The organism is Actinoplanes sp. NPDC051861 (assembly GCF_040681145.1).
Taxonomy (GTDB): Bacteria; Actinomycetota; Actinomycetes; order Mycobacteriales; family Micromonosporaceae; genus Actinoplanes.
On sequence record NZ_JBFAYE010000016.1, the window covers coordinates 158,275 to 184,386 of the forward strand.

Below are 26,112 nucleotides of genomic sequence, written 5' to 3' on the forward strand. Positions count from 1 at the left end.
GCGACCCGGACACTGCGGGAACACCTCCGACTGGGGCAGGCCGCCGTGCGACAAGCTTTCGTCCTCATCGATCTTCGCGGCGTTCTCGGCGGCCTCGTGACCTCACTGCTGCGCGACGCCTACGGCGACACCGCCGTCGACGAGGTCCCGGCGGGCATGCCGCTCACCGTCGCGGTGACCACCCACCGCCCCCGCATCCTGATCACTTCCCTGGCCCCCGGCGCCGACCCCGCGACGCTCCCGCCGGCGGTCGGCCGCCTCCTGCACGACCACCCCCACCTGCGCGTCCTGATCGTCGAGTCGGATGGCCGGGAGGGCTCGATCTGGGAACTCCGCCCCCACCGCTCCGCCCTGGGCGAACTCTCCCGCTCCGGCCTGGTGCAGGCGATCGGCGAGGTCCCGCCCGGAGCGTGACGCTGGTGCCGCGCGACCGGCACCAGCGTGCGTGGGCGCTCAGGCGGCGGGCACCGTCAGGATGTGGAGTTCGGCGCGGTCGGCCGGCTCGGTGTCGTCGTAGGTGACGGCGTAGACGCGGCGGCTGTTCGGGGACCAGGCGACGCCGCCGCGGGCCAGGGTGGTGGTCTGGCCGTTCAGGTTGACCTGGGCGACGACCAGGCCGTCGGTGCCGAAGACGTGCAGTTGCCGGGAGTCGAAGGACTGCACGGTGGCGGCGATGCGGGTGCCGGCGCGGTTGAGTTCCAGGCCGGCCGGGAAGGAGCCGAGGTGGTAGGCGTGGATCTGCTGGGACAGGTCGGGAGTCCAGTACGCGCGGACGGCGCCGGGGCTCATGGCGACCGTGTACGCGAACTCGCCGGTCGGCTCCAGGGCGATGTCGACCAGGTTCTCGTTGGTGAAGTCGAAGACCGGGGGACTGGTCAGGGTGAGGGTGCCGCGGGCGCCGATGCCGTACGTCCAGAGCCGTGACGGGCTCGGGTCGGTCTCGCCGACGAGCAGGATCGACGGGTTGTCGCGCGCGGCGGCGAGCAGCGGCGGCACGAAGAACTTCTGGCCGGCGAGCCCGGTGGTCACCGCGGCGGCCGGCCGGCGGCGCAGGTCGACGCGGCCGATGTCGCTGTCCCACTGGCCACAGCCGTAACCGAACCACAGGTAGCGGCCGGTGACGGTCACGTACCACGGGCAGGTGCCGGCGCCGGTGCTGTAGCGGGCCGTCTCCCGCAGTGTCCTGGTGTCGAAGACGGCGATCGCGTCGGCGCCGGGCAGAGCGACGTAGAGGGTGCGGCGGTCGTCGCTCAGCTGCAGGTCACCCGGGCCGGGCAGGCCGTCGAGAACAGCGGTGACGGCGCCGGCGGTGTCGGTGACGGCGATCTGAGTGGTTTCGCGGCCACCGCTGACGAAGACGCGGTCGGCGGTCGCGACGACGTCGGCGGCCCGGGTCAGCGGCAGCACGGCAACCGCCGGCGGCGCAACGGGCGCGGCGGACGCCGGGGCGGGGCCGACCACGACAATGGCCAGGCAGGCCGCGGCTGTCACGGCGTACGCATGTTTCTGGATTTTTCTCATGGTTCCCCCTTTTCGGGCGCGTCGGTCGAGGCGCAGGAGGAGGAACGGAACTCGGCCACCCCCGTGCGCCGATCCGGAAACCGAAGATGTACCACAGCCCGGCAAGGCCCTCGAATGCCTCATCCGGGCACGGCGGGCGGCCGAAGAAAGACTCGTGGAGAGTGCACCGGACGAGGCTGCCGTTCCGCGGTGGCGGCTTACCCGCACGCTCACCGCGGCCATCTGCGTGGATGCGCTCGCGTGGGCGTGGTTCGGCGTCGGCCTCGGCCACCACACGCCGGCCGTGGTCGGGTGGACGCTGCTGATGTTCGCCGTGCCGATCGCCGCCACCATCGCCTGGCGGGCGGGTGCCGCCGGTCGCACGTTCTGGCGCTACGCGTCGGCGGGCATGGTCGGGCTCGGGCTGGCCTCGGCGGCCGCGGCGCGGGACTTCTTCAGCGGCGAGCAGACCGGCCAGCACATCGGCGGAGTCACCGCCGGGCTGTACGTCGCCGCCCTGTTCGCCTTCCTGCTGGGCCTGCTGCGGATTCCCGGCGCGCAGCGCTCGCGCACCGAGTGGAGCCGGTTCGGCCTGGACGTGGCCACCATGATCGTCACCGTGGTGACGTTCAGCTGGCACCTCGTGCTGCCGCGATGGGAGAGCTGGACCGACGGCAGCGCCGCCGGTACCGCCTCGGTCGTCGTGGTGGCCGTCGCCGCGATCATCGGCATGCTGGCGTTCGTCAAGGTGTCGTTCACCGGCACCGGGCCGATCGACCGTCCCGCGCTCTACATCCTGGCGCTGACCGGTGCCGTCGGCGCGGGCGGCGGGGCGATGGCGCCGCTGCTGGCCGAGCGGCCGTACCTGAACACCGGCCACGTGCTGCTGCCGACCACCTGCCTGCTCGTGTGCCTGGCCGCCGACCGTCAGCTGCGGGCGATCCGCGCGGGACACCGGCCCGCGCACCGGCCCCTGTCGCGGCGGCCGAGCATCATGCCGTACACCGCTGTCCTGGGCACCGGCGCGCTGCTGCTGGCCAGTGCGTCGGGCGACGCCGGTGACCTGGTCGCGGTCGCGACCGGCTCGGTGGTCGTCACGCTGCTGGTCGCCACCCGGCAGATCCTCGCGCTGCGGGACAACGCGAAGCTGCTCGACGCGCTCGACGCCCGGCAGCGGGAACTGGCGTACCAGGCGAGCCACGACGGGCTCACCGGCCTGGCGAACCGCTCCGTGCTGACGGCCGAGATCGACGCGGCACTCGCGGCGGACCCGTCGGACGTGAGCGTGGCCCTGATCGACCTGGACGACTTCAAAGCGATCAACGACGACCTCGGGCACACCGTCGGCGACGCGCTGCTCGCGGCCGTCGCCGAGGAGATCGCCGAGCGGGTGCCGTGCGGTGTGGTGGCCCGGCTCGGCGGTGACGAGTACGCCCTGCTGCTGCGCGGCGACCCGGCCCCGGCGCTCGCCGCGCTGGCCGCCCATCTGCGCCGCCCACTGCACGCCGGCGGTTACGAGCTGGTCGTCGAGGCCAGCATCGGGCTGACCCCGGCCCGCGCCGGTGACACCGCGAGCGAGCTGCTGCGCCGGGCCGACGTCGCGATGTACGAGGCGAAGAGCCAGGGCAAGGGGCGCCAGGTCACGTACACCGAGGAGATGGACCAGCGCACCGCTGAGCAGTCCCGGCTCGCCGCCGACCTGCGCAGCGCGCTCGACACCGACCAGCTGCACCTGCTGTACCAGCCGATCGTCTCGATGCCCGGCGGCGAGCTGTTCGGCGTGGAGGCGCTGGTGCGCTGGACGCACCCGGAGCGCGGCCCGATCGGTCCCGGCTTCTTCATCCCGGCGGCGGAGCGGACCGGCCTGATCGTGCCGCTCGGCGCGTGGATCCTCGAGGAGGCGTGCCGGCAGGCGGTGCGGTGGCAGGCCGAACTCGGCGACGCCGCGCCCCGCACGGTCACCGTCAACGTCTCGGCACGCCAGCTGCGCGAGGCGGGTTTCGCGGGCGAGGTGGCGGCGGTCCTTCAGCGTACGGGTCTCGCACCGCACATCCTGACCGTGGAGGTGACCGAGACGGCGGTCTTCGACGGCGGCACCGCGCTGGACGAGCTGAAGGCGATCGCCGCGCTGGGCGTGAAGATCGCCCTCGACGACTTCGGCACCGGGCACTCGTCGCTGGGACTGCTGCGCACCTGCCCGGCCGACATCCTCAAGGTCGACAAGTCGTTTGTCGACGACGTCACCGAGGGTGGCCACCAGGCGGTCATCGTGGCCGCGCTGATCGGCATCTGCGACGGCATGCACCTGCGCGCCGTGGCCGAGGGCGTCGAAACCGCCGCCCAGGCAGCCGAGCTGCACCGACTGGGCTACCGCTACGCCCAGGGCTACCTCTACGGCCGCCCCATGCCCGCCACCGCGATCGCAACCTACCGCCCAGCCCTAACCCCCGCGTGTTGAGTTGGGGTGCGTGGGTGGGCCGTACTCCACACGCGGCTGGCGAGGGCCGGCGGATGACGGGTGTTGCGGCGGCGGTATTCAGCGTTACTATGTACCGGTACTCAGCAACACCAAGTAGTGCCGGGGAGGCGCGGTTCCGTGGGTAAGCAGATGACCGAGATGCTCAAGGGCGTGCTGGAGGGCATGGTCCTGGCGCTTCTGGCCGTCCGGCCCGCCTATGGCTACGAGATCACCGCGTCGCTGCGGGAGCGGGGCTTCACCGACATCGCCGAGGGCACCGTCTACGCGCTGCTGGTCCGACTGGAGCAGCGCGGATTCGTCGACGTCGAGAAGGTCCCGTCCGAGAAGGGCCCGCCGCGCAAGGTGTACACGCTCAACGCCAGAGGCCGGGAGTACCTCGCCGAGTTCTGGACGAGCTGGAGCTTCCTCGCCGAGCGGCTCGAACAACTCCACGAGGGAGAGAGATGACGACGGCGATCGAGATACGAGGGCTGGAGAAGTCCTACAAGGATCTGCACGTGCTGCGCGGCGTGGACCTCGAGGTGGCGCGGGGTGACATCTTCGCGCTGCTCGGTTCGAACGGTGCCGGCAAGACCACTGTCGTGCGCATTCTGGCCACCCTGCTGCGCGCCGACGCCGGGTCCGTGACCGTCAACGGTTTCGACGTGGCAGGGCAGCCGTCCCGGGTACGTGAGTCGATCAGCCTGACCGGGCAGTTCGCGGCGGTCGACGAGATCCTGACCGGCCGGGAGAACCTGGTCCTGGTGGCCCGCCTGCGGCACCTCCCCGAACCGGGGAGGATCGCCGACGACCTGCTGACCCGGTTCTCGCTCACCGATGCCGCCGGCCGCCGGGTCGCCACGTACTCGGGGGGTATGCGGCGGCGCCTGGACATCGCGATGAGCCTGATCGGCGACCCGCCGGTGATCTTCCTGGACGAGCCGACGACCGGGCTGGATCCCGAGGCCCGGATCGAGGTGTGGGAGGCGGTGAAAGGTCTCGCCGCCCGGGGCACGACAGTGCTGCTGACCACGCAGTACCTGGAGGAGGCCGAGCACCTCGCCGACCGGATCGCCATCCTGCACGAGGGCCGCATCGTGGTGAACGGCACCCTCGAGGAGCTGAAGCGCCTGCTGCCGCCCGCCAAGGTCGAGTACGTCGAGAAGCAGCCCACCCTCGAAGAGATCTTCTTCGCCGTCGTCAAGGACCAGTCATGAACCGGCACTTCCTCGGCGACACCACCGTCCTGGTCGGCCGGTCGATGAAGCACGTCACCCGCAGCGTCGACACGATCATCACGACCGCGATCACGCCGGTCGCCATGATGCTGCTGTTCGTCTACGTGTTCGGCGGCGCGATCGACACCGGCTCGGGGTCGTACGTGAACTACATGCTCCCCGGCATCCTGCTGATCACCATCGCGTCCGGTGTCGCGTACACGGCGTACCGGCTGTTCATGGACCTCCGCAGCGGCATCTTCGAACGCTTCCAGTCGCTGCCGATCGCCCGCTCGGGTGTGCTGTGGGCGCACGTCACCACCTCGGTGGTCGCCAACCTGATCTCCCTGCTGATCGTCACGGGCGTCGCCCTGCTGATGGGCTTCCGCTCCGGCGCGGGACCACTCGCGTGGCTCGCGGTGGCGGGCATCCTGATCCTGTTCACGCTCGCCCTGACCTGGATCGCGGTCATCGCCGGGCTGTCCGGTCAGACGGTGGAGGGCGCGGGGGCGTTCGCGTACCCGTTGATCTTCCTGCCGTTCATCAGCTCCGCCTTCGTGCCCACCGAGACGATGCCGGGACCGGTACGCGCCTTCGCCGAGCACCAGCCGACGACCTCGATCGTGAACGCGATCCGCGACCTGTTCGCGCAGCAGCCGGTCGGCACCGGGATCTGGACGGCGCTCGCCTGGTGCGGCGGGATCCTGGTTGTCTCGTACGCCTTCGCGGTGGTCATCTACCGTCGCAAGATCGCCTGATCCTTCCTCAGCCGAGGAGGACGGGCAGCTCGGAAAGTCCGCGAGCGCGGAAGGACGGCAGCCACCGCACCTCCTCGGCCGGGATCGCGAGCCGCATCTTCGGGAACCGGCGCAGTGCGGTGCCGAGGGCGATCTCCAGCTCGGCGCGGGCCAGCGGTGCTCCCACGCAGTAGTGCACGCCGTGGCCGAACGAGAGATGGCCGCCCTGGCGGTCCGGGTCCCGGTTGGCCTCGCTCACCACGAGCAGGACGGTCTCGCCGCGCGGCAGCACCGCACCGCCGACCTCGATGTCCTCGACGGGGAAACGCCGCAGCAGCATCGAAGCGGGCGGCTCCTGACTCAGCAACTCCTCGACGGTCTCCGGTGTGACCGGCGTCCCCGGGTGGCTCAGCAGCGTGAGCAGGCCGGTGCCGATCGCGTGGACGGTGTTCTCGTAACCGGCGATGAGCAGCAGGAAGGCGAGCGAGGTCAGCTCGTCCTCGGTGAGCCGGTCGCCGTCCTCGCGGGCGGCGATCAGGGCGGAGAGCAGATCGCCCGCCGGCGCGGCGCGTTTGACGGCAAGAAGCCTTTGAAGGTACGCGTGGATGCTGCCGATCGCGCGCGCCGCGGCGGCCCGGTCACCTCCCGGGGGCAGCAGCATCGTTCTGGTCCACGTGCGGAAGTCCGGCCGGTCGGTCTCGGGGACGCCCAGCAGCTCCGAGATGACTGTCACCGGCAACGGCCCGGCGTAGTCGCGGACCAGGTCGGCCTCTGCCCGCCCGTCGAGCGCGTCGAGCAGTGCGTCGGCGGTCTGCTGGATGAGCGGGCGGAGGGCCTCCACGCGGCGCGGGGTGAACGCCTGTGACACGAGCCGGCGGATCCGGGTGTGGTCCGGCGGGTCCATGTTCAGCAGGTTCGCGTCCAGCGCCGGCGGCAGGGAGAAGCCGCGCCAGCTCCCGTTGCCGTTGCTCTTGTCGACCGACAGGCGCGGGTCGGCGAGCAGCGAGCGGACATCGGTGTAGCGCGTGACGAGCCAGACCGGGGAGCCGTCCGGCAGCTCGGTTCGAACAGTCACGCCGGCGCGCCTCCTCACAGCAGGAGGCCGGGCATCCACGGGGGAAGATGCCCGGCCTTCGGAATAGATCGAAGCATACGAATGGACTATTCCGCTACCCTGCCCACGAGTTCGGTGATGCGGATGGCGTCGCCCCAGGAGAGTGTGAAGCCCGCGCCGCCGTGACCGTAGCAGGCGAACACCGGCCGGTCGTGGCCGGCGACCTTCTCCACGCGCACCCGGGAGCGGGCCGGCCGCAGCCCCACGGCGCGGGAGAGCACCGGCTGCCCGGCCAGCTCGGGCACGAGCGCCACGACACGGCTCAGGATTCCGCTCTCGATGCGGGGATCGATCTGCTCGTCCCAGGAGCCGACCTCGCCGGTGCCGCCGCACACGACGTCGTTGCCGCGGGGCACCATATATGTCAGGCCGCCCGGGTTGTCGCCGTCGATGAACCACTCGGTCAGCCCCGGGTTCGCCAGGCGGACCACCTGGCCCCGGATCGGGAAGGACTCGGTGTCGTCGCCGAGCAGCGCGGCCGAACCCAGACCGGCGGCCACCACCAGGGCGTCGGGCTCGTCCTCGCGCAGCAGCTTGGTCACCGACCGCACCTCGGCCGTGCGCATCCGCACGCCCAGGGCGAGGGCCGACGCGCGCAGCCAGCCCAGGTAGAGGTCGGTCTCGACGAGCGGCACGGTGCAGCGCACCCCAGCACCGCCGGCCAGCCGCTCATGGTGGGGGACGGCCCGCGTCCACGAGAGGTCCGGGTCGGGCCGCCGGGTCAGAACGGTGCCGGTACGCATCCGCACGCCGGTCCCGGGATCGCGCGCCAGCTCCTCCAGCCGCTGGTAGGTCACCCGGCCCGAGTCGACCACCGCGCCGGAGACCTCCACGTCGTGCGGGAACCAGATGGCTGCGGCGACCGAGGAGACGCTCGCCGAGGCGTCCCGCGAGGCCACGACGCTGACCTGATGGCCGGCCGCCGCGAGCTCGTGGGCCACGCTCAGCCCGATCACACCGGCACCGACCACCGTCACCTTGCTCACGCTGGTGACTCTAACCGGCGGGCCGGCCCGCGAGACGCTCCGCGGTCAGGCCCGGAACTGGCCGACCAGCACGCGTAGCTCGTTGCTCAGCTGGGACAGCTCCTGGGTCGCCTGCTTGATGTCGATGACGCCGCTGGTGGTGTGCTGCGCGCTGGACGAGATCGTGGCGATGGTCGCCGCGATGTCCGCGGAGCTTGTCGTCGAGTGGCTGATGTCGCGGCTCATCTCGTCGGTCGTGGTGGTCTGGGCGGCGATCGCCGACGTGATGCCGGTCTGGAAGCCGCCCAGCCGGCCCGCGATCTCGACGATGCCGCCGATCGCCTCGGTGGCCGCCGTGGTGTCCTGCTGAATGCTCTGCACCTTCGCCTCGATGTCGCCCGTGGCGGCCTCGGTCTCCTGCGCCAGGTCCTTCACCGCGCCGGCCACCACTGCGAAACCCTTGCCGGACTCGCCGGCCCGAGCCGCCTCGATGGTCGCGTTCAGCGCGAGCAGGTTGGTCTGCGCGGCGATCGCGGCGATCGCCTTCACGATGTCGCCGATCTCCTGGCTGGAGGTCGTGAGCCGCCCGATCACCGCCTGCGTGACCTGAGCCGCCGCCAAGCTCTGCTCGCAGACGCGGGCCGCCTCGGCGGCGGTACCGGCGATCTTCTTCAGCGAGCCGCCCATCGAGGACGTGCTCTCCGCGACCGTACGCATGTCCGCCGCCACCTCGTCCGCCGCGAGCGCCACCTCGCCCGACTGCCGCGACGTCGCCTTGGCATCCACCATGATCTCGATCGCGGTGGTGGTGAGCGTCTCGCTGGCGTGCGCGACGGTCGACGCCGACTCGCTGATCTCGCGCACGGCGCCGGCGATCTTCTCGACGAACAGGTTGAAGGAGCGGCTGACGTCGGTGAACTGGTCGTGGCCGGTGGTCTCCAGCCGCAGGGTCAGGTCGCCCTCGCCCTCGGCGATGTCCGCGAGCCGTTCCTGCAGCGCGCCCAGCGGCCGGATGATCGAGAGCGCGAGCAGGACCGCGAGCACGATCGCGACGATCAGCGCGAGGCTGCCGACCACGTTGGCGACGCGGCTGGTCCGGTCGGCGGTGTCGTCGGCCAGCCGGTGCGCGACCGCCTCGCGCTGGCGTGCGCTCTCCAGCAGGCGGTCGACGCCGCCGGCGATCACCGCGTACAGCTCCAGGCCCGGCCCGGCCACCAGGTCGTTCGCCTTGTCGGCCTGCGCCCGGGCGCCCGCTCGGTAGGCGGCGATGACCTCGTCGTCCATCTCCTGGAACTGCTGGAACGCGGTGCGGATCGTCGCCACGTCGGCCTTCTCCGGCCCGGTCAGCGCCAGCGCCGCCATCGCGTCCAGCTCGGTGACGAAGCTGGCCGTCGCGGCGAGGAACGCGGCCCGCTCGGGCGCCGTGTCCTCGGTGGCACCCGGGGCGCCCCGCACGATGTTGAACGCGTATCCGGCCTGCCAGCCGCTGACGTCGGTCACCCGGTACTTGAGTTGCTGTGCGGCGTCCAGCTGTGCCTGCGAGCGGGCCAGGGCCTGAGCGGTGTCGCGGGTGCTGTCGGCCGACCAGACGGCGGCCATCCAGATCGCGACCACGCACAGCGCCAGAAGGAGGAATCCGGCCACCAGGCGCGTGGTCACCCGCAATTGCCGAAGCAGTTTCACGTAGACCCCTCCGCAGCCATGTTATCCAGGAACTTTGGGCAGCGCGGCGAGGTCCTGGCGACTTACCCGTACCCGTACGCTTCAAGCGCCCGCAACCGACGTCCTGGCCGGCGGCAGATCCTCGGCCTGGCGCTGCTCCTCGGCCGGGGCCTCGTCGCCGGTCGGCTCGGTCCCCGGAGGCTGACGGTTCGGCGTCGGCTCACCCTGCGGATGATCGATCAGGTAGCGGATCGCGGTGTTGAGAACGGCCAGCAGCGGCACCGCGATCAGGCCGCCGACGATGCCCGCCAGGACGATGCCGGCCGCGATCGCCAGGATCACGGCGAGCGGATGCAGCGCCACCGCCCGGCCCATGATCAGCGGCTGCAGGACGTGCCCCTCGAGCTGCTGGACGCCGATCACGATCGCCAGCACGATCAGCGCGCTCACCGGCCCGTTCGCGACCAGCGCCACCAGCACGGCGGCCGCCCCGGCGACGGTGGCGCCGATAACCGGGATGAACGCGCCCAGGAACACCAGCGCGGCCAGCGGCAGCACGAGCGGCACGCCGACGATCATCAGCCCGATGCCGATGCCGAGCGCGTCCACGAACGCGACCAGCACCGTGGCGTGCACATAGGAGACGAGCGTGTGCCACGAGTAGTGGCCGGCGCGCGCCGTCGGCAGCCGGGCGTCGCGGGGCAGCAGGCGGCACAGGAACGACCAGATCTGGCCGCCGTCGCGCAGGAAGAAGAAGAGCGTGAACAGCACCAGGAAGAACCCGGTCACCACCTCACCGACGGTGGCCGCGGTGCTGAGCGCGCCGGAGGTCAGCGAACCCTGGTTCTCGGTGATCGCCGCCCGCGCCTGGTCGAGGTACTGGTCGAGCTGCCGGTCGGTGACGTGCAGCGGGCTGCGCGCGAGCCACGTCTGTATCTCCCGGATGCCGTCGCTGACCTGTGTCGACAGGTCGCCGAGCTGCGCGATGAAGGTCCGGACGATCAGCCCGAGCCCGCCGAAGACCAGCACCAGCGCGGCGAACAGGACCAGACCGGCCGAGAACGAGCGGTTCACACCGCGCCGGACGAGCGCCGCGCTGGCCGGCTGGAAGAGAGCGGCCAGCAGAATCGCCACCACCACCGGGATGATCACTACGCGGAGCAGGGCGACGACCCGGAGAAAAAGGTACGCGGCAAGCACGAACAGGATGAACCGCCAGGCCCAGGCGCCGGCCGTACGCACCGCGCGCGGCAGCACCTCGCTGTCCGACTTGTGGCCCACCACCACGACCGGCGGGGGAGTGTCGCCGCCCATGTCCGGCCCCGCGACGAACGGCGGTGGCGCGTTCCGGCTCTGCGCCTCGGAGATCCTGGCCCGGGCGCGCTCCCGAACCGTCCGTGTCCATGCCATGCCGCCGGGATGCCCTGCGCGGCGCCGGTTCAATCCCACCCGCCTCAGGGGGCGGTCAGCTCGTTGTAGGCGGCCACCCCGTCACTGTCGGCATAGGCGCCCGGGGGCAGCGCCGAGGTGCCCAGGTACCAGTTGTCGTGCTGCCAGTAGCTGATGATCGTGAACCCGTGTGTCGCCAGCCAGGTGCGGGAGGCGCGGATCGCCGGGCCGCGCGACGCGCGTACTCCCTGATCGTCGTCGATGCCCCACTCGGCGAGCGCGAGCGGGCGGCCCAGCGCACCGAAGGCGTTGTGCCACCGGATCATCCGAGGATCAAGACCGATACTGTACGGGTCGTCAGGCTCGCTGCCACGCGTGCTCGCCTGCCAGTACAGGTCGAAGCCGTAGGCGTCCGCGTACGCCACCGGCACGATCCAGTCCTGGATCTCCCGGTCGCCGCCGGTGCCGTTGTTCGTGACCTTCGTCGAGCCGGAGCGCCACTGGTACGACATGTGCACCGGCACCACGCTGATCCCGGCGTTGGCCAGTTTGGCCTTCTGGTACACCCGGGTGAACGCCGCGACGAACTGAACGCCCGTCATGTCGTCCTCGGGCTCGTGGTAGTACGTGAGGTACCCACCCGCGGGCATCGCCGTCGCGATCGCCTGGATCTCGGCGTCGCACAGCCCGGCCGCGACGCCGGCCGGTGTGCACGTCGTCTTGAACGAGTACCAGAGCTTGCCGCCCTGCACCACATGACAGTTGACGGCGTCCGCGTTCGGCGGTGAGCCGTTCGCGGTGAACACCCGGCGGATGGCGAGCGGCCCGAGGTGGGTCCGCTCGTCGAGGAAGCCGGCACACGTGTTCCCGCTGCCGACGGTGTCGCCGGCCGACGTGGTGGCCCCCACGACGAACGGCGCCACGGCGGCGGCCGGGCCGGGCACCACCACGGCCAGGCCGCAGAGGAGGAGAATCGCGGCTAGTCTGCGTCCACCCATGACATCGACGCTACGACCGATGTCGATGGAAACCGCGTGCGATGAGGTGAGTGAACTGGAAGCCCTGGAGCGGCGGTGGGCGCGCTGCTGGGCGCCCGGCGAGGTCGCGCGGCGGCTGGCCGGTGCCGAGGTGCCCTGGTACGTCGCGGCGGGATGGGCTCTGGATCTGTTCCGGGGCGGGCAGAGCCGCACGCACCACGACATCGAGGTCGGTGTGCCGGCCGGCCGGTTCGCCGAGATCCGGTCCCGCTTTCCGGGCCTGGTCTTCGACGCGGTCGGCGACGGCCGGATCCGGGAGGCGGCGTCCGCGGAGGACCTGGCCGAGACACATCAGACCTGGCTGCGCGACCCCGCGACCGGCGACTACCTGCTCGACGTCTTCCGCGAACCCCACGACGGCCCGACGTGGATCTGCCGCCGGGACCCGTCGCTCCGGCTGCCGTACGCCTCGATCATCCACCACACCCCGGACGGGATCCCGTATCTGATCCCGGAACTCGTGCTGCTCTTCAAGGCCAAGGCCACCCGCCCCAAGGACCAGGCCGACTTCGAGGGTGTCCTGCCGCTGCTGTCCGCAGCCCAGCGCTCGGCACTGGCCGGCTGGCTGACCCGCGTCCATCCCGCCCACGCCTGGCTGGCCGCGCTGGATTCCTAGGCCCATTACGCGTTCACCTGCGTCAATGCGTCGGCCTAAAAATGGGCGCGCTCCCATCTTAAGGAAACCTTTACTTTCATCGATGAGGGTCATAGATTCGTCGCATCCGACGGAACTTTTGACTTTTCCGAGAAAAGTCTCGTTCACGCATGAGATTCCGCCTGCACCGCATCCCAGGCCGGAGGACGCGCATGGAAGACAACGTTGTCAACGGGGATCCGGTACGCCGGAGATCGCTGCTCGCCGCCGCGGGAGCGCTCGGGCTGACCGGTGGCGCGGTCGCGCTGACCAGGGGTGAACCGGCGCGGGCCGCGGCGGGGGCCACCAAGAAGGTCACCATCTACGCCGAGGCGCTGCCGGGCGGCCTGATCGGTTACGGGCTGAGCCGCGGCGGCGCCACCGTGCCGGGGCCGGTGCTGGAGATGTACGAGGGGGACACGCTCGAGATCACGCTGGTCAACACGACCACGCAGCGGCTCTCCATCCATCCGCACGGCGTCGACTACAGCACCGACTCGGACGGCTCGCCCTTCAACGACAGCTTCAACCAGCCCGGCGAGACGCGTACGTACGTCTGGCGCTCGCACGAGATGACGGCGGCCGCCGGGCGCCGGTTCATGCCGGGCAGCGCCGGCTACTGGCACTACCACGACCACGCCCTCGGAACCGAACACGGCTCGGGCGGGCTCGCGAAAGGACTGTACGGCGCGCTGATCGTCCGGCGGCGCGGCGACATCCTGCCGGACAGACAGTTCACGGTCGTGTTCAACGACATGCTCGTCAACAACCGGAGCGCGCCGGACACGCCGATGTTCGAGGCGAATCTCGGCCAGCGGGTGGAATGGATCGCCATCGGGCACGGCAGCCTGTTCCACACCTTTCACCTGCACGCGCACCGGTGGGCCGACAACCGCACCGGAATGCTCGAGGGGCCGTCCGACCCCAGCCAGGTGATCGACAACAAGGACCTCAATCCGGGCAGCTCGTTCGGGTTCCAGGTGCTTGCCGGTGAGGGGGTCGGGGCGGGGGCGTGGATGTACCACTGCCACGTCCAGATGCACTCGGACACCGGTATGGCCGGGATCTTTCTGGTGCGCAACGCCGACGGGAGCATGCCGGTGGGTGCTCAGGAGGCGATCGACCGGTTCCACGGCCACCAGCACCGGGCGGCTGCGGCGCGGGAGACGGCGGCGGCTGCGGCTGCGGCGGCGGCGGCGCGGGAGACGGCACAACCGCACGTACACGGAGGGAATGGATCATGAGGCTCCGAGGTCCCGGCGTTGTCCACAGTCGCTCGTCGTCCACAGGGCGTGCTCCGAAGATCCGCAATTCCGGCCACAATGATCGGCGGGGGTTCCCCCTGGGAAGGGCGGGGTCGGCGGTTTTGGCGGCGATCTTGGCGGTTGGTGTCGTGCCGCCCGGGGAGGCCACGGCGGCCCCCGGCAACCAGCCCGGCATCCTCGTCTTCTCCGGCACCGCCACCGCCCAACAGGACCCGGTGACCCGAGCCGCCGCCACCATCAAAGACCTCGCCACCGCCCAGGGCCTCACCACAACCACCACCACCGACCCCTCCGTCTTCACCCCGAGCAGCCTGGCCCCGTACCGATCAATCGTCTTTCTCTCCGCCGACGGCGTCACCCTGACCTCAACCCAGGAATCCGCCCTCAAATCACACCTCAACGCCGGCAACGGCTTCCTCGGCATCGGCGACGCCGCCCGCGCCCAACTCGACTCCGCCTGGTTCACCGGCCTGATCGGCACCCGCCCGGCCGGCGCGATCCCGCCCGCGCAGCCGGTCGCCACGGTAACCGCGAGCGGCGAGAACCCTCCGAATGAGACGCGCGCCAAGCTCACCGACGGCGACGCCAACACCAAGTGGCTGGTGCGCACGCCGACCGCATGGATCGGCTACGAGCTGGCGACAAACATAAAGATCACGGGGTACGCGCTGACGTCAGCCAACGACTCGCCCGGCCGTGACCCGAAGGACTGGACGCTGCAGGGGTCGGCGGACGGCCAGACGTGGTCCGACCTGGACCGCCGCACCGCGCAGACGTTCCCGGACCGGTTCCAGCTGCGCCGCTTCACCGTGGCGGCTCCGGCGGACGTCAAGTTCTACCGGCTGTCCATCACGGCGAACGCCGGTGAGCCGCTGACCCAGCTGGCCGACCTGCGCCTGTACACCGGCACCACCGAGACGCCCGCGCCGCCCGCCGTGAAACAGGGTGTGGTCGACATTCTCGACCGGCAGCACCCGGCCACGAAGGGTCTGCCGCTGACTGTCGCGCGGGAGGACCGCTGGTACGGCTGGGATCCGAGCCCGATCGGCACGGTGCACACGCTCGCGCAGGTCGAGGGCCAGGCGAGCCCGTTCCACCCGGTCTCCTGGTGCCGCGACTACGACGGCGGCCGCTCCTTCTACACCGGGATGGGGCACACCGAGGCAGGGTACGAGGAGGAGGCGTTCCGGAAGCACCTGACCGGCGCGATCGGCTGGACGAGCGGCATCGTGCGCGGCGACTGCCAGGCCACGATCGCCGCCAACTACAGGGTGGAGCGGCTGACCGCGGCGAACAAGACCGGTGAGCTGGACCAGATCGGTGAGCCGCACGGCCTGACGATCGCGCCCGACGGCACGGTTTTCTACGTCGGCAAGGCTGCCTGCCCGACCGGGCCGGTGGTCAGCTGGGACGACCCGAACGTCGGCCTGGGCTGCGGCACGATCCACGCCTGGGATCCGGGCAGCAGGACGGTCAAGCTGCTCACCACGCTGCCGGTGATGGGCAACCGGGGCAGCGGCACCGAGCTCGTGAAGAACGAGGAGGGCCTGCTCGGCATCGTCCCGGACCCGGGGTTCGCCACCAACGGGTGGCTCTACGTCTACTGGATGCCGCACGCCTCGATCGATCGGGAGAAGCGCATCGGTCAGCGTACGATCTCGCGATTCACGTACGACCGGACGGCGCGCACGATCGACCAGAGCACCCGCAAGGACCTGCTGCAGTGGCCGGTGCAGATCCACAGCTGCTGCCACGCGGGCGGTGGCATGACGTTCGACGACGACGGCAACCTGTACGTCGGCTCGGGTGACAGCAACTCGTCGCAGGGTTCGAGTGGGTACTCCGGCAACAACTGGACCGCGGAGTACGCGGGTACCTCGTTCCAGGACGCGCGGCGCACCGCGGGGAACACGAACGACCTCAACGGCAAGATCATCCGCATTCATCCGGAGGCGGACGGCACGTACACGGTCCCGCCGGGCAACCTGTTCCCGCCGGGTACCGCGAAGACACGGCCGGAGATCTACGTGATGGGCGTGCGCAACATCTCCCGCCTGCAGATCGACCCGAAGACGCAGTGGCTGACCGCGGCCTGGGTGGGCCCGGACGCGGCGGCGCCGAGCCCGGAGCTGGGACCGGCCAAGTACGAGACCGCCACGATCATCACCGAGGCCGGCAACCACGGCTGGCCGTACTGCATGGGCAACCGGCAGCCGTACCGCGACCGCAGTACGACCGACGCCACGGTGCTCACCGGCTGGTACGACTGCGACAACCCGAAGAACGAGTCGCCGCGCAACACCGGCCTGGTCGACCTGCCGCCGATCAGGGACAACATGATCTGGTACTCGCCGGACGGCGGTGGCCCGGTCTTCCCCAAGCGGCCGGACAGCAACATCCCGACCTACAAGGCCGCCGACGCCACGTACACCCAGCCGTATCTGCGTGGCGGTGGGCAGGCCGTGATGTCCGGGCCGACCTACCACCGCGATCTGGCCGACCCGGCGAGCACGGTGGCGTGGCCGTCGTACTGGAACGACAAATGGTTCATCGGCGACCAGTCGAACGCGGCGAACCGGGTCGCGGTCACGGTCGACCAGCCGGGCCGGCCGCCGGCCTTCGCCGAGTCGCTGCGCACGATCATCCCGGCGGGCGGCGGCGCCACCCAGCTGCAGTCCTGGATGGACGCCAAGTTCGGGCCGGACGGCGCGCTCTACCTGCTCGACTACGGCGGCGGCTTCTTCACCCTGCACGCGAACCAGAAGCTGATCCGGATCACCTACCAGGGCGGGGCGCCGACACCGGCTCCGGCCGCGCGGGCGGTGGCGGTTCAGGACAAACCGTTGACGTACGCCTTCAACGGTTCCCGCTCCGGCGGCGTGTCGTGGCAGTGGAATTTCGGCGACGGCGCGACGTCGACCGAGGCGGATCCGCGTCACACCTATGCCAAGGTGGGCAGCTACAACGCCACGCTGACGGTGACCTATGCCGACGGGACGACCACGGTCACCCGCACGACGGTCACGGCAGGCTGCGTCGTGGCTGATCCGGCGAATACCGTACGCCTGGACGCGTCCGAGACCGGCGTGGCCAACCGGGTCGTGGGGCACGGGTGCACCGTCGACGACCTGATCGACGACGAGAGCACGTGGGACACCCACGACGCGTTCGTCCGGCACGTCGACCTCGTGGCGGGCCGGCTGCGGGCCGACGGCGTGCTCAGCGGCCGGGAGGCGGGGACGCTGACCCGTGCCGCCGCGTCCTCGCCGATCGGGCGGCCCGGCCACACCGGATACGAGTCGCTGTTCAACGGCACCCCCGAGTCGCTGCTCGGCTGGGCGCAGGCGCCGAGCGGGCAGTTCACGATCCAGCCGGACGGGTCACTGCGGCCCAGCGGGGGACTGGGCATGCTCTACCACACCAAGCCGGTCAGGGACTTCTCGCTGACACTCCAGTTCCGCGACGTCGCGCCGGGCACCACGCGGGGCAACAGCGGGGTCTTCACCCGCTTCCCCGATCCGCGGATCCCGCTCGACCAGCGGCCCGAGGGGTGCAGCACGACCGGCTCGGCCCGCACCTCGCAGGCCTGGGTGGCGATCTACTGCGGGCACGAGATCCAGATCTACGACGGTGAGACCGGCGAGCCGCAGAAGACCGGATCGATCTACAACTTCGACCCCAACCCGCTGAGCGCGGCCCGCGTCACGGACAAGAACGTCTGGAACACGTACGAGATCAGGGTCGTCGGCCAGCACTACACGATCATCCGCAACGGCACGGTCATCAACGAGTTCGACAACACCCCCGGCAAACAGTCCTCCCGCGCCGGGGACCCGCCCACCGACCTGCGGCAGTTCGCCGAGGGCCTGATCGGCCTGCAGAACCACGGCGACGCCGACCTGGTCGAGTTCCGCGACATCAGGGTGCGTGCACTATGAGGAAACTACTGCTGCTCCTGGCCGTACTGGTGCTGCTCACGCCGGCGGCACCGGCGAACGCGGCACAGACTCTCACCTGGACCGCCGACGGTGATGTGACCCGCTACAGGTCGGCGCCGGCCACGGCAGTCGCCGGTGTCACCACGATCGTGTTCGAGAACAGCGAGGCGACCGGCAACACCACCGGCATGCCGCACACGCTGACGTTCGACACGTCGGCCGAGGGGTACAACCACGACGTCACGCTGAACATCCTGGCCAACCCGTTCGACACCAGCGGCGGCCGGCACGAGGCCACGGTCACCCTCACCCCGGGCAGGTACCGCTACTTCTGCGCCATCCCGGGCCACGGCACGATGGTCGGCGAGCTCGTCGTCACCGGTGGCGGCGGGGAGGACACCACCCCGCCCACCGTCACCGCCGCGGTGACCGGCGACGGCACGGCCACGGCGACGGTCACGGTGACGTCGTCCGAGGCCGGGGTCATCGAGTACGCGCTGGACGACGGCGCCTTCGCTGCCTACTCCGCGCCGGTCGTGGTGACGGCCGTCGGTGAGCACACGGTCCGCTATCGGGCTACCGACAACGCCGGCAACACCTCCACGGTGGGCTCGGTGGCCTTCGAGGTGGTCGACTCCGGGCCGCCGGAGGACACCACGCCGCCGACGGTGCAGGTCCAGCTCGCCGGGACGCGGAACAGCGAGGGGGCGTACGTCGGGACGGTCACCGCCACCCTCACCGCCGGCGACACCGGGTCCGGAGTGGCGCGTACCGAGTATCAGCTCGACGGTGGAGCCTGGTCCGCGTACACAAGTCCGGTTTTGATCGAAAGCCCCGGCGCGCACATGCTGCACTATCGGGCGACCGACAACGCGGGCAACACCTCCGCCGAGCAGATGTCGCACTTCACCGTGGTCGCGCGGGACACCTCGCCGCCCGTCACCGCCGCATCGGTCACCGGTTCGGACACCGCCACGGCGACGGTCACGGTGACCTCCTCGGAGCCCGGCGTCATCGAGTACGCCCTGGACGGTGGCGGCTGGATCCGCTACACCGCACCCGTCGTGGTGACCGCCGCCGGTGCGCACACGCTCAGGTACCGGGCGGCCGACGCCGCCGGAAACGTCGCGCCGGAGAAGTCGGTGTCGTTCACGGTGGCCGGCTCCGGAGAGGACGCCTGCCCCGGGTCGGACCTCCGCGAGACGGTGGTCGTCGACGGCTACGACACCGGTGTCCCCAACGAGGACACCGGCGACGGCTGCACCGTCAACGACCTGGTGGCCGAGAACGGCGAATACGCCGACCACGCCGCGTTCGTCCGGCACGTCGAGTCCGTCACCGCCGCGCTCGTCGCCCGCGGGTTGCTCACCAAACGGCAGCAGGGCGCGATCGTCCGCGCGGCCGCCCGATCGTCACTTTAGGGAGTACCGCCATGCTCAACCGAACCGCGATTCTGGCCACCCTCTCCCTCGCCGGCCTGTTCGTCGCGGCCCCGGCCGCCAGCGCCGCGCTCGTCACCCATTGCGTCGGCACCGGCGGCGCGGTGACCGTGCCCAACGACCTCTACGTCCCGGCGGGCGAGTCGTGCGAGCTCACCGGCACCATCGTCACCGGCAACGTCAGCGTCGCGGCCGGCGGCAACCTGGTCGTCACCGGCGGCACGTTCTCCGGCGACGTCCGGATCGCCGGCAACGGATACTTCGACGCCTCGAACACCGACATCACCGGCCCGGTCGTGCTGGCCGCCGGGGGATACGGCGTGTTCCTGTCGGACGCCACGAGCGGCGCGCTGACGGTACGCCCCAAGGGCACCACGACGATCGACAGTTTCCTGTACACCGAGGACAGCACGATCACCGGCACGGTCAACGTCCAGGCCGGCGAGGTGCAGGTCGACCGCACGTCGATCGAGGGCAACCTGAGCAGCACCGGCACGTACTACACCGACGTGCACGACTCCTTCGTCGACGGCACACTGTCGGTGCTCAACAGCGCCACCGGCAGCGTCGTCTGCGGCAGCTCGGTACACGGCAAGGCCACCTTCGCCGGCAACGTGGGCGGCATCCAACTCGGCCCGAACGGCGCCCTCGACTCCTGCGCGTCCGGCGGCTTCTGGGGCCGCGACCTCAGCGTCACCAGCACCACCGGCGCCGTCACCATCGACGACAACATCGTCGACGGCGTCCTGACCGCCACCGGCAACTCCCCGGCCGCCCAGATCGCCCCCAACAACCGAGTCCGCCGAGGCATCGTCACCGACCCGGCCCCGGCCAACGCCCGCGCTGCGACCGCCGCCCGCGCCGCGGCGCCCGCCAGCCGCGAGGAGAACACTGCCAAGGCCGGCGCCCGTCGCACCGAGGCAGTGCAGGAGGCCAGGGTCGCCGGTCCCGCCGACCTCTGACCTCCGCGCACCCGGCCCGCCGTTCCCGCGGCGGGCCGGGTGTCATTCCTGGCCCGGCCCGGGTTGAAAGGCGTTGCTCTGCCCGTTGTGATTGCCGATCTGAACGCCCCGCGCGTTGATGAACGTCACGTGGTACCGGTCCATTGCCACCTCGATGCGGCCGTCACCACCCGGCTTCGGAATCCCCGGATCCGCGCCGTGAAGAAGAAAATCGGCGACCCATTGACCTGCCTCACGGGTGCCGAGTTGCACGAGAAACGCTCCGAGCCGGTAGGCCATCTCGTCGTCGCTGAACATCAACTCCATGACCAGAGCCTCCGCGACGGCCTGGACGGTGTTGAGATGGCGCGGCAGGCCGGGCACCTGGGCGCGCAACCCGGCAAGGTAGCGACCGGCGAATTCCGGCGCCGGGGAGGACGCGCGCAACGCCGAACGCAGTGCGGTGTAAGCGTACGGGTCGAACGGGCCCAGAGAGATCAGCCGGTCCAGCCCGGGGACGTGCCGGGCCAATTCGGGGACCGGCACCATCATTCCGATCCGGTGGTCCCGCGCAGCTGCCTTGATCATACCGATGACCCGGCCGGTGCTCACGTGGACGGCGGCGGCACCGGCGAAGCCCTGCTGCAGCCACACCCCGACGTTGTCCTTGGCGTCCACCTGAACGTTGCGCCCCAGCATGCGCACCGGGCTCGCGGTGAACGTGGCGCTGACGCCGATCTGTTCGAAGCCCGGCGGGAATCCGTATGCGGTCAGCTCCTGTCCCGCATAGAGATCCACCGACGAGTACGGCCCGAAACGCGCGGGCTCGACGGTCACCGGCTCGGCCAGTTCGAGGACGGCGACGTCGGCTGCGTCCGCTGTGCTCGTCCACCATGGGCCGCTCGTCAGCAGACGAGCCTGGCGCGGGGTCGGTGTGTCACCCAGGAACACCATGGCAAAGGGGTCGTGATGGACCACGTGGGCGCAGGTCAGCACGTGACGGTCGCTCACCAGGGTGCCGCTGCCCCGCCGCCCTGACCCCGGGACCTCGACGCGAGCATGCCAGAGGCCGTTCCTCATCGTTCGAGTAGAGCAGAACCGTCTCGACGTCGGTAGCCGCCTCTCCGGTGCGCTGAATTCGTATGCGTGCACGGCGTTCGCGCGGTGCTACGCTCGCTGCGATGCCGACTTCCGCGCGGGGTGACCGAGCAGAGCCACCGGGCGGACCTCAGCGTCCGGCCGGGCGTTCGGTCGTCACGATGCGGGACATCGCGGCGGCGTCGGGGGTTTCGCAGAGCACGGTTTCGCGGGTGCTCAACAACGCGCCGACGCGGGTGCCGATCGCTCCGGAGACCCGGGAGCGGGTGATCCAGGCGGCCCGTGACCTCGGTTACCGGCCCAATCCGCTGGCGCGTGGACTGCGCGGTGCGTCGACCAACCTGATCGGGGCGGTTGTTCGGGACTTCAGCGACGTCTTCTACGCCGGTGTCATCGAGGCGCTGGTGCTGGAGTCGATGGCGCACGGATACAACGTCGTGCTCGGGCACGTGCACGGGCGGCTGGCCGAGGGGACGCCGCTCACCACGGTGCTGGAGACGCGGCACACCGACGCGATCATCCTGCTCGGCGACATGATGGCCTATCCGGAGCTGCTCGCTGACCTGCGCGGATCGACCGTGCCGGTGGTGGGGCTGTGGCAGGGTGTGAGCCCGGTGGAGTTCCCGACGGCCAACCCCGACGACCGCGCGGGCATCCAGGCGGGGCTCGAACATCTGGCCGCGCTCGGGCACCGCCGGATCGGGTTCCTGAGCGCCGAGCTGCCGAATGAGTATCGGATTCGCGAGGAGGCCTACGCCGACTTCATGCGGGACCGGTTCGACGGGGTGCCCGCCGGATATCTGCGGCGGTGTGCCGGCACTCTGGACGGTGGTGCCGCGGCGCTGGCCGATCTGATGAGCCTGCCGGAGCCGCCGACAGCGGTCGCGGCGTCCACCGACCTGGTCGGGGTGGGCGCGCTGCACGCCGCGCACGGGCTCGGCATCCCGGTGCCCGGCCGGCTCTCGGTGGTCGGCTTCGACGACATCCTCATCGCCTCGCACACCGTGCCCGCGCTCACCACGCTGCGGATGCCGATCGGCGAGATCGTCAGCTTCGGTGTCGCCCAGGCGGTGTCGCTGGCCCGCGACCCGTCGGAGGCCCGCGAGCCCGGCGTCACCGTTTTCAAACTGCCACTGATCGTGCGGGACTCCACCGCCCCGCCGCCGTGAACAACGGAGATCAGAGCGGGATCCACACGCGCATGCCGCCAACGCCGCGGTTGGCCCACGCGAAGTACGGAACGGCCCCGGCGGTCAGCCCGCCCCTCATCGGCACGTCCACACCGACGAGCGACTCGGCGACGTCGGGCCGCGTCACCACGGTCAGGTGCCGGTCCGGATCCCAGCGGAGCTCCTCGATCTCGACGCGCTCCGGTGCGTCCGCCGCCTCGATGCAGTAGACGAGTGGCCCCCTCTCCACCGCTGCACACCCGCGGACCGCGTCGACGCGCGGATCCGGTTCGGTGATCCGGACCGGCAGGTCCAGGTTCAGTTCGACCAGGTCGCCGGGATGCCAGCGCTGGTGTCTTTTGACCACGCCGGCGCCCGACGACAGGGTCTCCGTGCCGCCCGGCCCGGTCACGGCGGCCGAGCGGCACCAGCGTGGCACCCGCAACGACAGCGTCCACGGCCGTGGCGGTGTCGCGACGAAGTGGACGGCGATGCGGCCCTGCCACGGATAGCCGGTCTCGACCCGCAGCTGGACCGGGCCCGCCGGCAGCTCGGTGGCGATCTCCGCCGAGGCGTACTGGTGCAGCTGGACACCGCCGTCGTCCCAGGTGGCCAGGTACTGCTGCCAGGAGCCGAGCATGCGCATCAGGTTCGGCGGGCAGCACGCGCACGGGTACCACGGTTGCCGCTGCCCGGTGCTGCCCGGCGCCCGGTGGGTGCGGCGCTGCAGCGGGTTGGTGTAGAAGAACTCGGTGCCGGACAGCGATAGGCCGGGCAGTACACCGTTGTACATGGTCCGCTCGATCGCGTCGGCGTACCCGGGTTCGCCGGTGGCCAGCAGCAGGCGCCAGGCGAGCATCACACCTGCGATGGCCGCGCAGGTCTCGGCGTACGCGCGGTCGGGCGGCAGCTCGTACGGATCCCCGAACGCCTCGTCCCGGTGCCGGCTGCCCATCCCGCCCGTGAGGTAGGTGCGGGTACGCATCAGGTCGTCCCACCGGCGCCGCACCGCACCGAGCAGCCGGTCGTCGCCGAGTTCCACGGCCACGTCCACGGCCCCGCAGTCGAGGTAGAGCTGCCGTACGGCGTGGCCGGCGACGGAGCTCGCGTCGCGTACGCTCTCATGGTCCTGCCAGTAGGCCGCGCCGAAACGGTCCGCACCGGGCAACGTGCCGTGCCCCCGCATCTCCAGCATGGCGGCCGCCATCGTCAGATGGCGCCGCTCGCCGGTGACCCGCGCGAGTTCGACGAGCGCCATCTCGATGTTGGGATGACCGTCGAGAAGCGGGCCGGGCAGATGATCGGCGGCCCGGACCGCCACCTCCAGCAGCCGGTCGTCGTCACGCGCCCGATGCCAGGCCACGGCGGCCTGGATGAGGTGGCCGAGACAGTACAGCTCGTGGCCCCAGGACAGGTCGCGGTAGGGCTGGCCGGCCCGGACGAAGCTGTTCAGGTAGCCGTCGGGGCGCTGCGCCTCGGCGACCAGGCGGATCACGTCGTCCGCTGAGGAGGCGCCCAGAGCGGACGTGGACCAGCCGACCGCTTCCAGCCACTTGTACACATCGGAGTCCAGGAACGGCAGCTCGGAGTTGTAGGTGCCGGTGGGCCGCAGGTTGTCCAGCGTCCCGGAGTCACGGAGCTGCCGGAGCCCGTGCGGGATGGTGCGCTCCTCGTTGATCCGGGCCCGTTCGGCCCAGAAGCCGCCGGCCAGGGAGACCTGCCGGGCGTCGAACGGGCGCAGCCGGGTCGACGCGGTCCGGGACGGCTGCACTACTGCCACGCTCATTTGACGGCTCCGCTCATCAGGCCGGCCATGTAATACCGCTGGAGCAACAGGTAGACCAGCACACACGGAATGATCGAGATCGTGACGCCGGCCTGGAGCATGCCCCAGTCGGTGCCGCCGAGGCTGGTCTCGGTGCGGGCGGTCGCCAGGATCACGGGAAGGGTGAACTTCGCGCTCGAGCTCATCATCACCAGCGCGCCGAGGAACTCGTTCCAGGACGTGATGAAGGCGAACAGGGTGACGGTGACGACCGCCGGGACGGTGGGCGGGAGGAAGACGCGTACCAGGATCTGCAGCGATCCCGCCCCGTCCATCACCGCGGCCTCCTCGATCTCCCGGGGCACCGCGGCGAACGTGTTGCGCAGGATGTAGAGGCTGAACGGCAACTGGATCGTGGTGTGCAGGACGGCCAGCCCGATCAGCGAGTTGGTCAGGCCGACCCGGGCGAACATCAGGAACATCGGGGTGAGCAGGGCCTGGTAGGGAATGATCAGCGCGAGCAGCAGCACGACGAAGATCAGTTCCCGGCCGGGCACCGGGAAGCGGGACAGGCCGTACCCGGCGGGCACCGTCAGCAGCAGCGTGAAGACGATCGTCAGGACCGCTGTGCCGAAGCTGTTCCCGAGGTAGGTGAGCAGCCCCTCCTGGTACTCCCAGAGCCGCCGGTAGCTGTCGAGACTCACCCCGTGCGGGAGGTAGGTCGGCGGCGCGGCGGCCGCCTCGGCGGTCGGTTTGATCGAGGCGAGCACCGAGTAGAGCAGCGGCAGCAGCATGATCGTGCTGATCGCGACGCAGCCGGCCGCCACGAGGTATCCGGTTCGCCCGGTGCGGGCCGGTCCCACGGCGGCCCGCACCGGAGCTCTCTGCAGCGTGGCGGTCACGACTCGCTCCGGCGGGTCAGGACCATCTGCACGACGGTGAAGGCGAGGATCGTCACCGCGAGGATCAGGGAGAGCGCGGCGCCGTACCCGAGCTTCAGGTACGGGAACGAGTTCAGGTAGACGTAGAAGACCGAGGTCGCCGTCTCGTTCTGCGGCTGCCCGGCGGTCATGATGTAGAACTGGTCGAACGCGAGCAGCGAGCCGATCACGCTGACCAGGGTGACCAGCAGGACCGTGCGCATGGTCAGCGGCAGGACGATGCGGCTGACCCGTTGCAGGTAACCGGCACCGTCCACATGGCTCGCCTCGGTGATCTCGGACGGGATGGCCTGGATCGCGCCGACGAACAGGATCATCCCGAAGCCGATGACCTTCCACACGACCGACGTGCTGATCGCGAAGTTCGACGTGCCGGCGTCCACACCGAGCCACAGCACCGGCTCGTCGACGATGCCGAGATCGAGCAGGATGCGGTTGATGACGCCGAAGTCGGTGCTGAACAGCCAATACCAGAGAAGGCTCGACACGCCGAGGCCGATAACTACAGGGACAAAGATTATGGTACGGGTGAAAGCACGCATTTTCGACACGGGTGCGGTGAGCAGCGCCAGCAGGTAGCCACCCACGATCAGCACCGGCGTGATCAGGAGCGTGTACTGGCACGTGAACAGGAACGACGCCAAGAACTGGCGGTCGCTGAACGCCTGGCGGAAGTTGTCCGCCCCGATGAAGCTCGGTTCGGCGATCAGCGACCACTCGTGCAGCGACATCCAGATCATCCGCCCGAGCGGGTACACCGTGAACACCAGCACGAACGCCAGCGCCGGAGCCACGTAGGCCAGGCCGGTCAACCGGTTGGACCGGGTGCGCTGCATGACCGCC

At 70.5% G+C, this 26,112-nt stretch carries 21 protein-coding genes; 11 read left to right on the plus strand and 10 right to left on the minus strand.

The window, feature by feature from the left end:
• Positions 1–45: 45 nt before the first annotated feature.
• On the plus strand, positions 46–414 hold the full coding sequence (locus AB0M02_RS32925; protein WP_364233998.1) for a hypothetical protein: 369 nt from the start codon (positions 46–48) through the stop codon (positions 412–414).
• Positions 415–453: 39 nt separating this feature from the next.
• Here AB0M02_RS32925 and AB0M02_RS32930 read toward each other — a convergent pair whose 3' ends face one another.
• Positions 454–1,521, minus strand: a complete 1,068-nt coding sequence (locus AB0M02_RS32930; RefSeq protein ID WP_364234001.1) for a hypothetical protein — start codon at positions 1,519–1,521, stop codon at positions 454–456.
• 154 nt (positions 1,522–1,675) lie between these two features.
• Here AB0M02_RS32930 and AB0M02_RS32935 point away from each other — a divergent pair, with 154 nt between their 5' ends.
• The 4 genes from AB0M02_RS32935 to AB0M02_RS32950 all read left to right on the plus strand — a co-directional run bounded on the left by AB0M02_RS32935 (position 1,676) and on the right by AB0M02_RS32950 (position 5,933).
• Positions 1,676–3,958, plus strand: coding sequence for an EAL domain-containing protein (locus AB0M02_RS32935; protein ID WP_364234004.1), 2,283 nt, complete (start codon positions 1,676–1,678; stop codon positions 3,956–3,958).
• 138 nt (positions 3,959–4,096) lie between these two features.
• Positions 4,097–4,426, plus strand: coding sequence for a PadR family transcriptional regulator (locus AB0M02_RS32940; protein WP_364234006.1), 330 nt, complete (start codon positions 4,097–4,099; stop codon positions 4,424–4,426).
• The gene (locus AB0M02_RS32945; protein WP_364234009.1) at positions 4,423–5,175 is read left to right on the plus strand and encodes an ABC transporter ATP-binding protein; all 753 of its coding nucleotides are present in this window, start codon (positions 4,423–4,425) and stop codon (positions 5,173–5,175) included. Before AB0M02_RS32940 ends, AB0M02_RS32945 begins: the two co-directional genes overlap by 4 nt.
• Complete coding sequence (locus tag AB0M02_RS32950) at positions 5,172–5,933, plus strand: ABC transporter permease (RefSeq protein WP_364234012.1); 762 nt, start codon at positions 5,172–5,174, stop codon at positions 5,931–5,933. The genes AB0M02_RS32945 and AB0M02_RS32950 overlap by 4 nt, the downstream gene beginning before the upstream one ends.
• Before the next feature lie 7 nt (positions 5,934–5,940).
• Here the strand turns inward: AB0M02_RS32950 and AB0M02_RS32955 are convergent, their stop codons facing one another.
• From AB0M02_RS32955 to AB0M02_RS32975, 5 genes are all read right to left on the minus strand, one after another.
• Positions 5,941–6,987, minus strand: coding sequence for a cytochrome P450 (locus AB0M02_RS32955; RefSeq protein WP_364234015.1), 1,047 nt, complete (start codon positions 6,985–6,987; stop codon positions 5,941–5,943).
• 86 nt (positions 6,988–7,073) lie between these two features.
• A complete protein-coding gene (locus AB0M02_RS32960) occupies positions 7,074–8,012 on the minus strand; it encodes an FAD-dependent oxidoreductase (RefSeq protein WP_364234017.1) in 939 nt (312 codons plus the stop codon).
• A 45-nt stretch (positions 8,013–8,057) separates the two neighbouring features.
• On the minus strand, positions 8,058–9,674 hold the full coding sequence (locus AB0M02_RS32965) for a methyl-accepting chemotaxis protein (protein WP_364234020.1): 1,617 nt from the start codon (positions 9,672–9,674) through the stop codon (positions 8,058–8,060).
• An 81-nt stretch (positions 9,675–9,755) separates the two neighbouring features.
• Complete coding sequence (locus AB0M02_RS32970; RefSeq protein ID WP_364234022.1) at positions 9,756–11,063, minus strand: AI-2E family transporter; 1,308 nt, start codon at positions 11,061–11,063, stop codon at positions 9,756–9,758.
• A 44-nt stretch (positions 11,064–11,107) separates the two neighbouring features.
• The gene (locus AB0M02_RS32975) at positions 11,108–12,040 is read right to left on the minus strand and encodes a hypothetical protein (RefSeq protein ID WP_364234025.1); all 933 of its coding nucleotides are present in this window, start codon (positions 12,038–12,040) and stop codon (positions 11,108–11,110) included.
• A gap of 19 nt (positions 12,041–12,059) precedes the next feature.
• Here AB0M02_RS32975 and AB0M02_RS32980 point away from each other — a divergent pair, with 19 nt between their 5' ends.
• The 5 genes from AB0M02_RS32980 to AB0M02_RS33000 all read left to right on the plus strand — a co-directional run bounded on the left by AB0M02_RS32980 (position 12,060) and on the right by AB0M02_RS33000 (position 20,317).
• Positions 12,060–12,695, plus strand: coding sequence for a hypothetical protein (locus AB0M02_RS32980; protein ID WP_364234028.1), 636 nt, complete (start codon positions 12,060–12,062; stop codon positions 12,693–12,695).
• Positions 12,696–12,886: 191 nt separating this feature from the next.
• Positions 12,887–13,957 (plus strand): multicopper oxidase domain-containing protein, encoded by a 1,071-nt coding sequence (locus AB0M02_RS32985; protein ID WP_364234030.1) that lies wholly within the window; start codon positions 12,887–12,889, stop codon positions 13,955–13,957.
• A gap of 149 nt (positions 13,958–14,106) precedes the next feature.
• On the plus strand, positions 14,107–17,916 hold the full coding sequence (locus AB0M02_RS32990) for a ThuA domain-containing protein (RefSeq protein ID WP_364234033.1): 3,810 nt from the start codon (positions 14,107–14,109) through the stop codon (positions 17,914–17,916).
• Positions 17,913–19,337 (plus strand): plastocyanin/azurin family copper-binding protein, encoded by a 1,425-nt coding sequence (locus tag AB0M02_RS32995; protein ID WP_364234036.1) that lies wholly within the window; start codon positions 17,913–17,915, stop codon positions 19,335–19,337. The genes AB0M02_RS32990 and AB0M02_RS32995 overlap by 4 nt, the downstream gene beginning before the upstream one ends.
• 11 nt (positions 19,338–19,348) lie before the next feature.
• Complete coding sequence (locus AB0M02_RS33000; RefSeq protein WP_364234039.1) at positions 19,349–20,317, plus strand: hypothetical protein; 969 nt, start codon at positions 19,349–19,351, stop codon at positions 20,315–20,317.
• Between the two features lie 42 nt (positions 20,318–20,359).
• Here AB0M02_RS33000 and AB0M02_RS33005 read toward each other — a convergent pair whose 3' ends face one another.
• Positions 20,360–21,376, minus strand: coding sequence for a serine protease (locus AB0M02_RS33005; protein WP_364234042.1), 1,017 nt, complete (start codon positions 21,374–21,376; stop codon positions 20,360–20,362).
• A gap of 179 nt (positions 21,377–21,555) precedes the next feature.
• Between AB0M02_RS33005 and AB0M02_RS33010 the strand changes: the two genes are divergently transcribed.
• The gene (locus tag AB0M02_RS33010) at positions 21,556–22,563 is read left to right on the plus strand and encodes a LacI family DNA-binding transcriptional regulator (RefSeq protein WP_364234044.1); all 1,008 of its coding nucleotides are present in this window, start codon (positions 21,556–21,558) and stop codon (positions 22,561–22,563) included.
• Between the two features lie 10 nt (positions 22,564–22,573).
• Here AB0M02_RS33010 and AB0M02_RS33015 read toward each other — a convergent pair whose 3' ends face one another.
• Genes AB0M02_RS33015 through AB0M02_RS33025 form a run of 3 tightly spaced genes read right to left on the minus strand, consistent with a single transcriptional unit; the run spans position 22,574 to position 26,105 of the window.
• The gene (locus AB0M02_RS33015) at positions 22,574–24,349 is read right to left on the minus strand and encodes a beta-L-arabinofuranosidase domain-containing protein (protein WP_364234046.1); all 1,776 of its coding nucleotides are present in this window, start codon (positions 24,347–24,349) and stop codon (positions 22,574–22,576) included.
• Complete coding sequence (locus tag AB0M02_RS33020) at positions 24,346–25,230, minus strand: carbohydrate ABC transporter permease (protein ID WP_364234049.1); 885 nt, start codon at positions 25,228–25,230, stop codon at positions 24,346–24,348. The genes AB0M02_RS33015 and AB0M02_RS33020 overlap by 4 nt, the downstream gene beginning before the upstream one ends.
• Complete coding sequence (locus AB0M02_RS33025) at positions 25,227–26,105, minus strand: sugar ABC transporter permease (protein WP_364234052.1); 879 nt, start codon at positions 26,103–26,105, stop codon at positions 25,227–25,229. Before AB0M02_RS33025 ends, AB0M02_RS33020 begins: the two co-directional genes overlap by 4 nt.
• Positions 26,106–26,112: the final 7 nt, after the last annotated feature.

Bases quoted from the DNA above. Each gene is read 5' to 3' on its own strand.
- AB0M02_RS32930 (WP_364234001.1), bottom strand. From the start codon at position 1,521: ATGAGAAAAATCCAGAAACATGCGTACGCCGTGACAGCCGCGGCCTGC.
- AB0M02_RS32945 (WP_364234009.1), top strand. From the start codon at position 4,423: ATGACGACGGCGATCGAGATACGAGGGCTGGAGAAGTCCTACAAGGAT.
- AB0M02_RS32950 (WP_364234012.1), top strand. From the start codon at position 5,172: ATGAACCGGCACTTCCTCGGCGACACCACCGTCCTGGTCGGCCGGTCG.
- AB0M02_RS32970 (WP_364234022.1), bottom strand. From the start codon at position 11,063: ATGGCATGGACACGGACGGTTCGGGAGCGCGCCCGGGCCAGGATCTCC.
- AB0M02_RS32975 (WP_364234025.1), bottom strand. From the start codon at position 12,040: ATGGGTGGACGCAGACTAGCCGCGATTCTCCTCCTCTGCGGCCTGGCC.
- AB0M02_RS32980 (WP_364234028.1), top strand. From the start codon at position 12,060: ATGTCGATGGAAACCGCGTGCGATGAGGTGAGTGAACTGGAAGCCCTG.
- AB0M02_RS32985 (WP_364234030.1), top strand. From the start codon at position 12,887: ATGGAAGACAACGTTGTCAACGGGGATCCGGTACGCCGGAGATCGCTG.
- AB0M02_RS32995 (WP_364234036.1), top strand. From the start codon at position 17,913: ATGAGGAAACTACTGCTGCTCCTGGCCGTACTGGTGCTGCTCACGCCG.
- AB0M02_RS33000 (WP_364234039.1), top strand. From the start codon at position 19,349: ATGCTCAACCGAACCGCGATTCTGGCCACCCTCTCCCTCGCCGGCCTG.
- AB0M02_RS33005 (WP_364234042.1), bottom strand. From the start codon at position 21,376: ATGAGGAACGGCCTCTGGCATGCTCGCGTCGAGGTCCCGGGGTCAGGG.
- AB0M02_RS33010 (WP_364234044.1), top strand. From the start codon at position 21,556: ATGCGGGACATCGCGGCGGCGTCGGGGGTTTCGCAGAGCACGGTTTCG.
- AB0M02_RS33015 (WP_364234046.1), bottom strand. From the start codon at position 24,349: ATGAGCGTGGCAGTAGTGCAGCCGTCCCGGACCGCGTCGACCCGGCTG.
- AB0M02_RS33025 (WP_364234052.1), bottom strand. From the start codon at position 26,105: ATGCAGCGCACCCGGTCCAACCGGTTGACCGGCCTGGCCTACGTGGCT.